This window comes from Umezawaea sp. Da 62-37, assembly GCF_032460545.1.
Lineage (GTDB): Bacteria > Actinomycetota > Actinomycetes > Mycobacteriales > Pseudonocardiaceae > Umezawaea.
This window is the reverse complement of record NZ_CP135965.1, coordinates 6,958,507-6,972,546: the sequence shown is the minus strand read 5'-3', so window position 1 is coordinate 6,972,546 and position 14,040 is coordinate 6,958,507. Positions and strand designations below refer to the sequence as shown.

At 71.8% G+C, this 14,040-nt stretch carries 10 protein-coding genes; 7 read left to right on the top strand and 3 right to left on the bottom strand.

All coding sequences use genetic code 11. The annotated features are described in order from the left end of the window. Nucleotides 1-12 precede the first annotated feature (12 nt). Entirely contained in the window at nt 13-594 is a 582-nt protein-coding gene (locus RM788_RS32190) for a YidC/Oxa1 family membrane protein insertase (RefSeq protein WP_315922092.1), read from the top strand. Here RM788_RS32190 and RM788_RS32185 read toward each other — a convergent pair. Beyond that, nucleotides 591-1,637 (bottom strand): fatty acid desaturase family protein, encoded by a 1,047-nt coding sequence (locus RM788_RS32185; RefSeq protein ID WP_399345159.1) that lies wholly within the window; start codon nt 1,635-1,637, stop codon nt 591-593. The two genes, RM788_RS32190 and RM788_RS32185, sit on opposite strands and share 4 nt — an antisense overlap. Before the next feature lie 77 nt (nt 1,638-1,714). After that, nucleotides 1,715-3,241: a PucR family transcriptional regulator gene (locus tag RM788_RS32180; RefSeq protein ID WP_315922088.1), complete on the bottom strand. Its 1,527-nt coding sequence runs from the start codon at nt 3,239-3,241 to the stop codon at nt 1,715-1,717. A 112-nt stretch (nt 3,242-3,353) separates the two neighbouring features. On the opposite strand from RM788_RS32180, the gene pruA reads away from it, so the two are divergent. From pruA to RM788_RS32165, 3 genes are all read left to right on the top strand, one after another. After that, a complete protein-coding gene (gene pruA, locus RM788_RS32175) occupies nt 3,354-4,979 on the top strand; it encodes an L-glutamate gamma-semialdehyde dehydrogenase (protein ID WP_315922086.1) in 1,626 nt (541 codons plus the stop codon). Nucleotides 4,980-4,991: 12 nt separating this feature from the next. After that, complete coding sequence (locus RM788_RS32170; RefSeq protein ID WP_315922084.1) at nt 4,992-5,915, top strand: proline dehydrogenase family protein; 924 nt, start codon at nt 4,992-4,994, stop codon at nt 5,913-5,915. Between the two features lie 469 nt (nt 5,916-6,384). Next, a complete protein-coding gene (locus tag RM788_RS32165; protein WP_315922082.1) occupies nt 6,385-6,828 on the top strand; it encodes a hypothetical protein in 444 nt (147 codons plus the stop codon). Between the two features lie 345 nt (nt 6,829-7,173). Here RM788_RS32165 and RM788_RS32160 read toward each other — a convergent pair whose 3' ends face one another. Next, nucleotides 7,174-9,774, bottom strand: coding sequence for a hypothetical protein (locus RM788_RS32160; RefSeq protein ID WP_315922080.1), 2,601 nt, complete (start codon nt 9,772-9,774; stop codon nt 7,174-7,176). 91 nt (nt 9,775-9,865) lie between these two features. Between RM788_RS32160 and RM788_RS32155 the strand changes: the two genes are divergently transcribed. From RM788_RS32155 to RM788_RS32145, 3 genes are read left to right on the top strand one after another with little or no spacing between them, the layout of a single operon-like run. After that, nucleotides 9,866-10,453 carry an ArsR/SmtB family transcription factor gene (locus RM788_RS32155; protein WP_315922078.1) on the top strand — a complete coding sequence of 196 codons (588 nt, stop codon included), beginning with the start codon at nt 9,866-9,868 and terminating at the stop codon, nt 10,451-10,453. Further along, nucleotides 10,446-12,254, top strand: a complete 1,809-nt coding sequence (locus RM788_RS32150) for a S9 family peptidase (protein WP_315922076.1) — start codon at nt 10,446-10,448, stop codon at nt 12,252-12,254. Before RM788_RS32155 ends, RM788_RS32150 begins: the two co-directional genes overlap by 8 nt. A gap of 39 nt (nt 12,255-12,293) precedes the next feature. Then, a complete protein-coding gene (locus RM788_RS32145; RefSeq protein ID WP_315922074.1) occupies nt 12,294-13,967 on the top strand; it encodes a bifunctional 3'-5' exonuclease/DNA polymerase in 1,674 nt (557 codons plus the stop codon). Nucleotides 13,968-14,040 lie beyond the last annotated feature (73 nt).

The window sequence follows — 14,040 nt, the reverse complement described above, 5'->3', positions numbered from 1 at the left end:
CGGAGTACACCCATGTTCCACGCCCTGGGCTCAGCCCTGGCCGGGTTCGCCACGCCCGTTGCCGCCATCGTCCTGTTCACCATGCTCGTCCGACTGCTGGTGCACCCGCTGACGCGCGCCTCGGTGCGCGCCGAGAAGGCCAAGTCCGCGCTCGCGCCGCAGGTGGAGAAGCTGCGCAAGAAGCACGGCAAGGACTCCGCCAAGCTCGCGGAAGCCACCATGGAGCTCTACAAGGACTCCGGGACGTCGCTGTTCGCCGGATTCCTGCCGATGCTCGCGCAGGCGCCGTTCTTCATGATCATGTACCGGCTGGTCACCACGCCGAACCCGCTGCTCGACGGCACGCTGTTCGGGGCGCCGCTGGGCACCCGCTGGTACGGCTCCTACCAGCACACCCCGGTGTTCCTCGGCGTGTGCGCGCTGATCGCCCTCGTCGCCTACGGCACCTTCCGGTGGCAGGCGATGACGGCCGAGCGGAACGGGGGCACCGCAGGTCCCGCTCGCGCGGGTCCTGCGGTTCCTGCCGTTCGGCACCGTGCTGATGGCGGCGGTGCTGCCGCTCGCCGCGGGCGTCTACCTGCTGACTACGACTAGCTGGACGCTGATGGAGCGAGCTTGGCTGCACCGCGCAGCGGCGCACCCGCCTCGTGCAGGTGCTGGAGCACGTACCCGTACGACCTGAACAGGCCGCACTGGGCGTAGGAGATCGAGTGCCGGTCGCAGAACTCGCGCACGAGCCCCTGCGCCCGGCGCAGGTTCGGGCGGGGCATGCTGGGGAAGAGGTGGTGCTCGATCTGGTAGTTGAGGCCGCCGAGCGCCAGGTCGGTGAACCAGTTCCCGTTCACGTTGCGGGAGGTGAGGACCTGCTTGCGCAGGAAGTCGAACTCGTGCTCGTCGGTCAGCACCGGCATGCCCTTGTGGTTGGGCGCGAACGAGACGCCCATGTAGAGGCCGAACATGGCCTGGTGCACCAGGATGAACAGGACGCCCTTGAGGGGCGACATCACCAGGAACACCGCGGCGAGGTAGCCGACGACGTGCACGGCGAGCAGGGACGCCTCGAGGCCCCAGCCCTTCACCTGCTTGCGCACGATCGCGTTCACGCTGATGACGTGCAGGCTGAAGCCCTCGAGCAGCAGCAGCGGGAAGAAGAAGACCGCCTGGTGCTTGGTGATGAAGCGGAAGATCCCCTTCTTCGTCAGCGACTGCTCGGAGGTGAAGGCCAGCACCGAGATGTCGACGTCGGGGTCCTCGTCGATGTGGTTCGGGTTTGCGTGGTGCCGGTTGTGCTTGCCGATCCACCAGCCGTAGCTGACGCCGGTGAGCAGGTTGCCGTGCACCAGGCCGACCAGGTCGTTGGCCTTCCTGCTCTGGAACATCTGGCGGTGGCCCGCGTCGTGGCCCAGGAACGCGAGCTGGGTGAACAGCACGCCCATGAGGACCGCGACGGCGAGTTGCCACCAGGAGTCGCCCACGAGCACGAAGGTCGTCACCGCGAGCGCCAGCGCCAGCGCGTTGCCCACCAGCCTGAAGGTGTAGTAGCGGATCCTGCGTTCGAGCAGACCCGCCTGCTTGATGGTCCGGGACAGCTCAGCGAAGTCGCTGCCCCGCTTGCCTGCCGCGTCGACGGTCAACAGCCCGGTTTCCTTTCGATGTGTCCCCACCTCAGAGTATGAGGTGCGTTGTCCGAATTGGGTAAACGAAGGGAAGAACCTCAGCCCAACCTCAGCTGCAGTTGCGCGAACAGCCTCTGCAACGGGTCGTCCAGGTCGACGCCGGAGACCTCCGCGGCGCGGCGCACCCGGTAGCGGAGCGTGTTCGGGTGGACGTGCAGCACGCGGGCCGCCGAGCGAACGTCGCCGAACGCGTCGAGGTAGGCCAGCACGGACCGGCCGAGTTCGCCGTCGAGCTTGTCGAGCCTCGGGTCGCGGACGCGCGGGTTGGCGGCGAGCAGGGCGAGGGTCTCGCTGACGAGCACCCGCGACCGGACGTCGGCCAGCGTCGCCACGTCGGCGTCCAGGTCGCGGCCCATCGCGTCGAGCACCCGGTCCGCCTCCTGCCGGGACACGCCGACCTCGTCCAGGGTGGACACCGTGGAGCCGACGGCGGCCCGCACGCCGAGCCCGATGTGCTTGCGGGCGGTCGTCACGATCTCCTTGGTGAGGCTGAGGAGTTGGGCGCCGGGAGGCAGGTCGGGCAGCAGCACGTAGGTCCGCGCGCCGACCTGCGTGACGAGCGCGCTGCGCCGGTAGGCGGCGGCGTGCACCGAGATCAGCCCGGTCAGCTCGGCCCGGCGCAGCTCGGCCTGGGTGCGGTCGGCGGACTCGTCGCGGGAGGTGAAGACGACGACGGCGGCCGGTTTGCCGGGGTCCGCGCCGATCTGCCCGGCCACCGACTCGGCGTCCGTCCGACCGTCCAGCAGGGAGGCGAGCAGGTTCTCCCGGAACGCCGCGGTGGGCTCGTTGCGCCGTTGGACGAGGTGCAGGGCGGTCACGCGGGCGGCCCCGAGCAGGGCGCGCTCGGCCTGTTCGGTGAGCGGTGCGTCACCTTCCTGGACCCAGATCGTGCCGAGCGGCGTCGGTCCGGCGTGGATGCCGATGGCGATCCGGCGGCGGATGCCGAGTTCGGGGCGCTCGTCGATCCGCACGACCTCCTCACCGGATCGGAGCAGTTGGTAGACGCCCCAATCGCGAAGCATCTTCAGGTACGGCTCCGGTCCCTGCCTGCCGAGGATGGAGAGCCTGCGCAGTTCGTCCACCTCGTCGCTGGACCGCGAGTACGCGAGCACCCGGCTGGAGGTGTCCTCGATGCTCACGATGCCGCCGGTCAGCGAGGCGATCGTCTGGGCCAGCGCGAACAGGTCGCCGAGCACCTCGCCGTTGTCAGCCGGGGCGGTCAGCACGGCTCTGGCCAGCGATTCGAGGTGCTCCCAGCGGACCTCCGGGCGAACCGCGACGAGCGCGACCCCCGCGTCGACGGCGGCCTGCCGGAGCTGCGGGACGGGCCCGTCCACCTTGACCGCCACGGCCACCGCACCTCGCGCGCCCGCCGCCCTGACCAGCGGCAACGCCGCCCGCCCGCGAGCGCCGATGACCAGCGCGAGGTCGCCCGCGCGGATGTCGGGGACGTCGTCCGGGTCCATGATCACGACGTCCAGCACGGCCACGTCGAGCCCGCGGGGAGCCACCTGGAGCTCGACCAGCGGGTCCCCCAGGGCCATCAGCACTTCCTGGAGACTCATCTTTGTCCGTTCGGCCAAGTGGGTACCCCGATCCTAGCCGGCAGGACAAAGGCCGGCCGGTCTCCGCGACCTACGGTTGCGGAAGACATCCGCTTTCGTGGAGGAGCTGCTCGTGGACGCTGTGACCAGGGTTCCGTCGCCGGTGAACGAGCCGGTCCTGCAGTACGCCCCCGGTTCGCCGGAGCGCACCGAACTGCAGGCCAAGCTCGTCGAGCTGGTCAAGGAGCCGCTCGAGGGGACCCTGACCATCGGCGGCGAGCAGCGGTCGGGCGGCGGGGCGCGGTTCGACGTCGTCCAGCCGCACAACCACCGCGCGGTGCTCGGCACCTTCCCGAGCGCCACCCACCAGGACACCGAGGACGCGCTGGCCGCGGCCCGCGCCGCCGCCCCCGCGTGGCGCGCGCTGTCCTACGACGACCGCGCCGCGATCCTGCTGCGCGCGGCCGACCTGCTGACCGGCCCGTGGCGGTCCACGATCAACGCGGCCACGATGCTGGGCCAGTCCAAGACCGCCATCCAGGCCGAGATCGACGCGGCGTGCGAGCTGGCCGACTTCTGGCGCTTCAACGTGGCCTTCGGCCGCACCCTGCTCGCCGAGCAGCCCGCCAGCTCCACCGGCGTGTGGAACCGCACCGACCACCGCCCGCTCGAGGGCTTCGTCTACGCGATCACGCCGTTCAACTTCACCGCCATCGCGGCGAACCTGCCCACCGCGCCCGCGCTGATGGGCAACGTGGTGCTGTGGAAGCCGTCCCCCACGCAGAGCTTCGCCGCCCAGCTGACTATGCGGCTGCTCGAAGAGGCGGGGATGCCGCCCGGCGTCATCAACCTGCTGCCCGGCGACGGCATCGCCGTGTCCGAGGTCGCGCTGTCCGCGCCGGACCTCGCGGGCATCCACTTCACCGGCTCGACCCGCACGTTCCAGCACCTCTGGGGCCAGGTCGGCGCCAACATCGCGTCCTACCGGAGCTATCCGCGGATCGTCGGCGAGACCGGCGGTAAGGACTTCGTGCTCGCGCACCCGTCCGCGGACGTCGACATCCTGCGCACGGCGCTCGTGCGCGGCGCGTTCGAGTACCAGGGCCAGAAGTGCTCCGCCGCGTCCCGCGCCTACGTGCCGCGCTCGGTGTGGGGCCGGATGAAGGACGCGTTCCTCGCGGACGTGGCCTCCCTGACCGTCGGCGACGTGACCGACTTCGACAACTTCATGGGCGCGGTCATCGACCGCCGCTCGTTCGACAAGCTCTCCGGCGTGCTCACCGCGGCCCGATCGGACAGCACGCTGGAGGTCGTCGCGGGCGGCACCGCCGACGACACCGACGGCTTCTTCGTGCAGCCGACCGTGCTGCTCGGCACCGACCCGGCGCACGAGGTGTTCACCACCGAGTACTTCGGCCCGGTGCTGTCGGTGCACGTCTACGACGACGCCGACTACGACAAGGTGCTGCGGCAGATGGAGAGCGCGTCGCCGTACGCGCTGACCGGCGCGATCATCGCGCAGGACCGCGGCGCCGTCGCGCACGCCATGAGCGAGCTGCGCTTCGCGGCGGGCAACTTCTACGTCAACGACAAGCCGACCGGCGCGGTCGTCGGCCAGCAGCCGTTCGGCGGTGGCCGCGCGTCGGGCACCAACGACAAGGCGGGCTCGATCCACAACCTGCTCCGCTGGGTGAGCCCGCGTTCCATCAAGGAGACCTTCGTGGCTCCGACCTCCTACCGCTACCCGCACCAGGGCTGAGGGAGAACCGCCATGCTCCGCTCCACTCTTCTGGCCGCCGCCCGTTCCACCGGCACCCGCAGGTTGGTGGAGGGCACTCCGCTGACCCGCCCGGTGGTGGACCGCTTCATCGCGGGCGAGGACGTGGACGCGGCGATCCGCGCCACCGGCACGCTCGTGGCGGATGGTCGGTACGTGACCTTGGACCACCTCGGCGAGGACACCCTCGACGCGGCCCAGGCCGACGCCACGGTGGCGGCGTACACGGAGTTGCTGTCCCGGTTGGACGAGGCGGGTTACGCGGACCGGGCCGAGGTGTCGGTCAAGCTGTCCGCCGTCGGGCGGTCGCTGGCGGTGGACGGCGGGAAGATCGCGCTGGAGAACGCGCGGAAGATCTGCGTGGCGGCCGGCACCGTGGGCACGACCGTGACGCTGGACATGGAGGACCACACCACCACCGACTCCACGTTGGACGTCCTGCGGGAACTGCGGGTGGACTTCCCGTGGGTCGGCGCGGTGCTCCAGGCCTACCTGAGGCGGACCGAGCAGGACTGCCGCGACCTCGCCCACGCCGGGTCGCGGGTGCGGCTGTGCAAGGGCGCCTACCGGGAGCCCGCTTCGGTGGCGTACCAGGACAAGGGTGACGTCGACCGGTCGTACGTGCGGTGCCTGAAGGTGCTCATGGCGGGCGAGGGCTACCCGATGGTCGCCTCGCACGACCCGCGGCTGATCGCGATCGCCGCGGACCTGGCGGGCTCGCGGACGCCGGACAGCTACGAGTTCCAGATGCTGTACGGGATCCGGCCGGAGGAGCAGAAGCGGATCGCCGCGGCGGGCAACACCATGCGCGTGTACCTGCCCTACGGCGACGAGTGGTACGGCTACTTCATGCGACGGCTGGCCGAACGCCCGGCGAACGTGGCGTTCTTCCTGCGGTCGCTGGTGACGACGGGCTGATCGGTGATGGGGGCTGGTTGGTGACGGAGTTGGTCGGTGACCACGGGCTGATCGGTGGCTACAGGCTGATTTTGGGCCCCCGGATCTCGACGGTAGCGGTGGGGTCCGACATTTCCGGTCCGGCAGGTTCGGTCCGGCGCGGCAACGCGTTCAGCGTCCGTCTCCGAGCCGAAACTGTCGGACCCCGCACGTAGCTTGGAAATCCGGGGGCCCAAATCCAGGTGGCGCACCGCCGTACCGAACCGCAGACCCGAATTGTCGGCCCCTGCGGCGATGCGCGAGGGCGCCGAACCCGGTGAACTCGCGCCGGCGCTGCGAGCGGCGTTGCCAGGTGGCATCCTGCTGACGCGGACGCGCCGAGACACCCCGTGCGCATTACCGCCATGGCGCAGGTGCGCTGCACCATGATGGCACCCAGCCGAGTCCGTTGAGGCGCAACGGTTCCACCGCCAATATCAAGGAGGAAGCGATGCGCGGCGAGGCCATGGGTCGGTTGGACGTCCTGGTCGGATCGTGGCGGACGACGATGCGGAACGCCTGGTTCCTGGAGCCCGCGGACCTGGAAGTGCCGGGTTCGGCGACGGTCGAGTGGCTCGGCGACGCGTTCGTGGTCTTCCGCTGGACGATGGAAGGCGATGTCGGGAAGGGCACGAGCGAGATGGTCCTGGTGCTCGGCCGCAGCGACGCGAACGACGCCTACACGGCGCTCTACCACGACGAACGAGGCGTGTGCCGGGTTTTCGCCATGACGTTCGACGGCGCGCGGTGGGTCCTGGACCGCGAGGACCCCGACATGTTCCAGCGGTTCATCGCCGACATCGGGCCCGGACGGATCGACGGCCGCTGGGAGGCGTCCGACGATCGCGGGTCGACCTGGCGCAAGGACTACGACCTCGTCTTCGAGCGGCTGTAGCGGCTGCTGCCACTCGACTGCTTTCACGCGGCGCTCTCGCTCGATGCCGCCACCCGGTTGCCGTCACCCGGCTGCCGCCACCCAGCGCTGCCACTCAGACGCCGCCACTGAACCGCCGCCACTCGACCGGGGGACGTTCGGTCACGCTGAGGTGATCCACCGGGAATTGGGCCCCCGGATATCGACAGTAGCCAGGGGGTCCGACAGTTCCGCGGTGTGCCGGGAATCGGGTCACCCGGTCGTGGTCACGAGTGCACGGCGCAGGCAGCGGCGGTGATCAGCAGGTAGCGGCAACAGGTTGCCGCGGCCGTCACAACACGGTGGAGCCTGACGACAATCGCAGGCTCACGACGGCGTGGCGGCGGCGTCCAGGACGAGGTCGACGGCGGTGAGGGCGCGGGTGAGGCCCGCGGGGGAGCTGTTCGCCTTGCGGGCGACCACGACGGCGCGGTGGGCGGCGTCGAGGGCGTGGTCGAGGCCGGTGCCGGTCTCCGCGCAGAACCTGGCGTAACCGGCGAGGGCCTCGGCGTAGCCGATGTCGGCGGTGAGGTCCTCCGGGGTGCGGAGCAGGTGCCAGAGGACGACGGCGGTGTGCGCCACGTCGCGGGCCTCGTCGTGGCGGCGGGCGTCGTCGAGGACGAGGGCGAGCCGGTGCAGGGCGTACAGGTGGGCGGCCGGGTCGGTGAGGTCTCGCCAGATCGCGACCACCTGCTCCGCCAGTTCCACGGCCTTGCCGTGGTGGCGGACCGCCGACAGCTCGTCGGCGAGCGAGATCATGGCGCTGGTCAGGCGCGGGCCTTCGACGACGAGCAGTTGCCGGGGCAGGCGGCGGGTGATGTGCAGGACGTCGTCGACGGCGCGGTGGGCCTCGTAGTCGCGGCGGTCGTACAGGAGCACACCCGCCAGCGACGTGAGCGCCATGGCGAGTTCCACGCCGTGGGCGGTGGAGCGGCGCAGCAGCACCACCGCCTCCTCCGCGGCGGCGAGCCGGTCCTCGAAGCGGTCGGACGTCGTGACGAGGTGGCACAGGGCGGCGGCGAGCGCGGCCTGGTCGTCGGGCAGGCCGGACTCGGCGGCGCGGCGGCGCACGGCGACCGCCTCGTCGGCCAGGCGCACGGCGTCGGACCGGCGGTCGGCCTCCAGCAGCAGGGCGCTGCCGGACACCAGCGCCACGGCCAGGTCGGGTTCGAACCCGCGCGGGTTCACCGCGACCAGTCTGCGCAGCACGACGATCGACTCCTCGACCACCTCGATGGCCTCGTCGCGCATGTCGTTGGTGCGCAACACCATCCCGATCCGCGCCAGCATCCTGGCGAACTCCGGTTCGAAGCGCGGATCGGACTCGGCGACCGCGCGCCACGCCGTCACGGCGCGCCCGGCCACCTCGGACGCCTCGGAGGTGCGGCCCACGTCGAACAGCCGCACGGCGAGCTGGTGGCCCGCTTTGGCGAAGTCCAGCCGGAACAGTCCGGGGCCGCGCGCGGACAGCTCCTGGTACAGCGCGGTGGCCCGGCCGACCGCCTCGACGGCGTCCTCGCGCCTGCCCACCGCCGCGCACCGCGACGACAGCTGCTCCAACGCCACCGCGAGCCGCGGCGCGCTGTCCGGGTCGTCGGCCGCGATCTCCTCGTACAGCGCCACGGACTCGCCCGCCGCGACCAGCGCCTCCACCGGGCGGCGCACCGCGACGTAGCGGAGTCCCAGGTCCCCCAACGACTCCGCGAGCGCGGGCCGGTGTTCGGAGGTCTCGGGCGCGGCGAGTTCCCGGTACAGCGCGACCGCCCGGTGCGCGGCGGTCAGCGCCTCGTCGCGCAGCTCCGCCAAGGCGGCCCGCGCGGCCAGCATCCCGTACAGCTCCGCGTGCTCCAGCGGGTCCGCGCCGTTGGCCACGGCGTGCTCGACGAGCCGCCTGGTCAGCACGGCGGGCAGCACGTCGCCGGTGAACCGGCGCTCCTCGAACACGTGCGGCGCGATGGCCCGCAGCAGCGGGATCGACGACATCTCGGTCAGCGCCAACAACGTCGACGCGCTCGCGGTGCGGGCCAGGGCGGGGTTCGCGGTGAACATCGTCTCGGCGCGCCTGCGCAGGTGCGGCCACCGGCGGGCGGCCTGCACGAGGGTCGCCAGGCCCTTCGCGGACTCCTCGGCGGCGATCCGGTGGTCCAGCAGCACGACGGCGAGGAAGTCCTCGGCCAGCCGGTGCGACCCCGCGGGCACGGCGTCGCGGCTCATCAGGTGCCGCACCAGGTCGGACCGGCCGGAGCCGGGTGCGGCGCCGAGCACGGCCGCCAGCGCGGCCAGGTGCACGTCGAACGCGCTGTCGGCGTGCACGGGTCCGCTGCCGGGCCGTTCGACGTCGAGGACCTCCGCGAACCTCCCGCACGCCAACGCGAACGACTCCGCGTGCTCCTCCGGCCGGGCGACCAGCGGCAGGTCCGACATCACGTGGCCGACGTCGGCGCCGCGCTGCCGGGTCGAGGACCACCACCAGCCGGTGAGCCTGGACAGCAGCAGCACCCGGCTCTCCGCGCTGGTGCGCTGCCAGGGTTCGCGCAGCAGGTCCCGCAGGTCGGGCCACGGCCAGCGGTCGGCGTCGTCGACGACGACCAGCAGCCGGGTGGTGCCTGCGGCGGGCCTCAGGTCGGTCGCGCCCCCGCCGTACCGGGCGAGCAGCACGGTCCAGCCCGCCGCGCGGCTCTCGACCACGAACTTGGCCGCCAGCCTGGACTTCCCGACCCCGGCGACGCCGTGCAGCAGCAGGGCCGCCATCCGCGCGGTCCCGTCGCGCCAGCGGGTGAGGGTGCCGAGTTCGCGGATCCGGCCGTGGAACGGCACGACCTCGTTGCGCGCGTCCAGCAGGCTGCCGGGCCCCATGTCCGCGCCGACGACCGCCGAGCCGTCGGGCGGTGGGTCGAGCCGGTAGGAGGTGCCGCGGTTCCGTTCCACTGCGCCATAGTGCACTCCCCGCGAGGGCCATTGGCACCAACCACTCCTTTCGGCATTGACCCATCGGGTATCGCAACACTACTTTCGAAACATGTCTTTCGAGAGACGTCAGCTCACCGACGCGCACGACCTCCGGGCGCTGAGCCACCCGCTCCGCGTCCGGATCATGGAGCTGCTCGCCCAGGAAGGTCCGCTCACCGCCACCGCGGCGGGCGCCGAACTGGGCACTACCGCGTCGAACTGCTCGTTCCACCTGCGCCTGCTGGCCAGGCACGGCTTCGTCGAGGAGGCCGAGGGCGGCGTCGGCAGGCAGCGGCCGTGGCGGCTCGTCGAGCAGGAGACCCGGATCCGGTCGAAGGACCTGGACCAGGAGGGCCTGAGCGCGTTGCGGGCCATCGACGAGCTGCGCTGGCTGCGCAGGCGGCACCAGCACTCCGAGTGGTGGCGCACCAGGGACGAGTACCCGGTCGAGTGGCGCGACGCGGCGGCGGAGAACTTCGCCGTGCTCCACCTGACCGCCGCCGAACTGGCCGAGCTGAACGAGGCCGTGCACGAGGTGATCAGCCGCTACGTCGACCGCGGCCTCGTGTCCAACCGCAGACCCGGCACCACGCCGGTCGACATCTCCACCTCCACGATCCCGCTCCGACTTCCACGACCAGGGGGAAAACATGGCTGAGTCGAAGGACTTCGCACCGAGGCAGAGGTTCCGTTCCAACGTCGCGCTGTCACCGGACGGGCGGTTCGCCGCCTACGCCGCGAACGCGGACGGCCAGCACGACCTCCACGTGGTCCCGGTGGCCGGCGGTGAACCGCGCAAGCTCACCGACTACGCGCACAACGCGGTCCGGCAGATCGCGTGGTCGCCCGACGGCGGATCCCTGCTGTACACGGCGGACTTCCAGGGCGACGAGCAGTTCCAGCTGTACCTGGTGGACGCCGGGGGCGGCGAGGCCAGGCGCCTGACCGACACCGTGGACCGCCAGCACGTGCTGGGCGCGAACATCTACGACAACGGCGTGATCACCCCGTTCACGCCCGACGGCCGCGCGGTGGTCTACGCGGGCAACGACCGCGACCCCGCGGTCCAGGACGTGCTGGTCCAAGACCTGGAGACCGGCGCGGTCCGCCGCGTCGAGTCGACTCCCGGCACGATGCTGCACGCGGTCTCCGTGTCCCCGGACGGGCGGTGGCTGCTCGCGTCGGGCTTCCTCAGCAACAGCGACAACAACCTGGTGCTGGTCGACCTGCGCGATCCGGACGCCGTGCCGCTGGTGATCACCGAGCACGAGGGCAGGCGCCTGCACCTGCCCGGCCCGTGGACGGCCGACTCGACCGCCTTCCACCTGCGGCACAACACCGACGGCGAGTTCGTCGCGCTGGCCCGGTACACGATCGCGACCGGCGAGACCACCGACCTGGTGACCCCGGCGTGGGACGTGGAGCAGGTGGCGACGTGCGGCACCACCACGGCGTGGACGGTGAACGAGGACGGGATCTCCCGGCTGTTCGCCCGGCGCGACGGCGAACTGCTCGTCCTGCCCGAACTGCCCGCCGGGGTGATCGCGTCGCTGTCGGTGGTCGGGGACGTGCTGACGTTCCTGCTCACCACCGGCGCGCGGCCGACCGAGGTGGTCGCGCTGGACCTGGCCGAGGGCGCCCTGCGGTACCTGACCGACAGCGCGCCCGCCGTGGCGGTCACCTTCGTGGAGCCGCGACTGGTCCGCTACCCGACGCACGACGGCCGCGAGGTCCCGGCGTGGCTCTACCGCCCGCACGGCGAGGGGATCCGGGGCGTGGTGGTGTCCATCCACGGTGGACCGGAGGGGCAGGAGCGGCCGTTCTACAACTACGCGGGCCTCTACCAGTACCTGCTGTCGCAAGGGGTCGCGGTGCTCGCGCCGAACGTGCGCGGCTCCACCGGGTACGGCAAGACCTACCAGAGCCTGATCCTGCGCGACTGGGGCGGCGACGAGCTGCTCGACTTCGAGCACGCCGTCGGGTACCTGACCACTTTGGACTGGGTCGACCCGGAGCGCATCGGCGTGTGGGGCGCGTCCTTCGGCGGTTTCGCCACCCTGTCGTGCCTGTCCCGGCTGCCGGGGCTGTGGGCGGCCGGGGTGTCGATGGTGGGTCCGTCGAACCTGCTGACCATGGCCCGTTCCGTCCCGGAGACGTGGCGGGCGGAGATGGCGGACTGGGTCGGCGACCCGGACACCGAGGCCGACTTCCTGCTGGAGCGCTCGCCGATCACCCACGTCGACGCGATCACCGCGCCGCTGTTCGTGATCCAGGGCGCCAACGACCCGCGCGTCGTGAAGGCGGAGAGCGACCAGATCGTCGAGGCGCTGCGCGCGCGGGGCGTCGACGTCCGGTACGACGTGTACGACGACGAGGGCCACGGGTTCACCAACCGCGTCAACGAGGTCAAGGCGATCGGCGACACGGCCGGGTTCCTCCTGGCTCACCTGGGTGGCTGAACACCGGAACTGTCGGACCCGCGGGTCACAATCACGGGCGTGCTGTTAGCGGTGGTCTCGGAGGGGGACAACGGCGGCAGGGTGCAGCCGTTGTCCGACCTCGGCGTGCCCGAAGGACGTGCCCTGGTCAGCGACGACCTGGGCCGGACCGTGGCGGAGCTGGAGGCGGCGTCGCACCCGCGGTGGATCTGGGCCGACACCGGCGGGGTGTACCCGGACCTGCTGGGACGGGGTGTGCGGGTGGAGCGCTGCCTCGACCTCGGCCTGGTCGAGGGGCTGCTGCTGGGGTACCTGGGCAGGCACCGGGAGCCGCGCGGCCTGGCGGCGGCGGTGGCCCGGCTGAAGGGCCTGGAACCGCCGGAGGACCACGGTCCGCGCAAGCGCGAGGCGCAGCCGACCCTGTTCGAGCCCGAGCGGGAACGCCTGCCCGGCGACGCGGACCCGCTCGACGCCGTCGTCGCCGTGCACGCCGAACAGCGGCGCGTCCTGGCCGCCCAGCCGCACGTGGACCGGTTGCGGCTGCTGGTGGCCGCCGAGTCGGCGAGCGCGCTGGCGGCGGCCGAGATGACGCACTTCGGCCTGCCGTGGCGGGTGGACGTGCACGAGGCCCTGCTGGTCGAGCTGCTGGGGCCGCGCCCGCGGCCCGGTGCGCGGCCGCGCGTGCTGGCCGACCTGGTGGACCGGATCACCGAGGCGTTCCACGGCAGGGCGGTGAACCCGGACAACCCGGCGAACATCGTGAAGGCGTTCGCCAGGGAGGGCATCGACATCCCGTCGGCGCGGGCGTGGGTGGTCAAGGAGGTCGACCACCCCGCCGTGGCGCCGATCATGGAGTACAAGGAGCTGTCGCGGCTGTACGTGGCGCACGGCTGGTCGTGGCTGGAGCAGTGGGTCAGCGACGGCAGGTTCCGGCCGGACTACGTGGTGGGCGGGGTCGTGTCGGGCCGGTGGGCGACCCGCGGCGGCGCCGCGCTGCAACTCCCCCGCACGCTGCGCACGGCCGTCCGCGCCGATCCGGGCTGGATGCTGGTGGCGGCGGACGCCTCGCAGCTGGAGCCGAGGGTGCTGGCCGCGCTGTCCGGCGACCGCAAGCTGATCGAGGTCTCGGAGGGCGACGACCTGTACACGAACCTGGCGGGCGACGCGTTCGACGGCGACCGCGGCAAGGCGAAGACCGCGATGCTGTCGGCGATGTACGGCGGCACGAGCGGTCCGGCCGCGGCGCTGCTGGCGGTGCTGCGGCGTCGTTTCCCGGACGCGCTCGGGTACGTCGAGGCGGCCGCGCAGGCGGGCGAGCAGGGGCGGATGGTCCGTTCGAGGTTGGGCCGGACGAGTCCCGCGCCGTCGGACGCGTGGCGCGAGATGACCGGGAACACCGACGGCGACGAGGAGGCCGAGCGGCGTTCGCGCAGGGCGTCGCGGGAGTGGGGCAGGTTCACCCGGAACTTCGTGGTGCAGGCCAGCGCGGCGGACTGGACGGCCGCTCTGCTGGGCGCGCTGCGGCGCAGGCTGAACCAGGAGGCACCGGGCGCCCACCTGGTGTTCTTCGTGCACGACGAGGTGCTCGTGCACTGCCCGGCCGATGTCGCCGAGACGGTCCGCGCGGAGATCACCGCGGCGGGCGCGGAGGCGTCGCGGCTGGTGTTCGGCGACACCCCGGTGCGGTTCCCGCTCAAGGCGGTCGCGGTCTCCAGCTACGCCGACGCGAAGTAGGCGTTGCGCCGATCGGCTGCTTGCACGTTTCAGGTGAGAGCGCTCTCATAAGCACCAGCACCACAGTCGAGTG

Excerpts from the sequence above, each read along its gene's own strand:
- RM788_RS32180 (WP_315922088.1), bottom strand. The coding sequence starts at position 3,241 with ATGAGTCTCCAGGAAGTGCTGATGGCCCTGGGGGACCCGCTGGTCGAG.
- RM788_RS32165 (WP_315922082.1), top strand. The coding sequence starts at position 6,385 with ATGCGCGGCGAGGCCATGGGTCGGTTGGACGTCCTGGTCGGATCGTGG.
- RM788_RS32150 (WP_315922076.1), top strand. The coding sequence starts at position 10,446 with ATGGCTGAGTCGAAGGACTTCGCACCGAGGCAGAGGTTCCGTTCCAAC.
- RM788_RS32170 (WP_315922084.1), top strand. The coding sequence starts at position 4,992 with ATGCTCCGCTCCACTCTTCTGGCCGCCGCCCGTTCCACCGGCACCCGC.
- RM788_RS32190 (WP_315922092.1), top strand. The coding sequence starts at position 13 with ATGTTCCACGCCCTGGGCTCAGCCCTGGCCGGGTTCGCCACGCCCGTT.
- RM788_RS32155 (WP_315922078.1), top strand. The coding sequence starts at position 9,866 with ATGTCTTTCGAGAGACGTCAGCTCACCGACGCGCACGACCTCCGGGCG.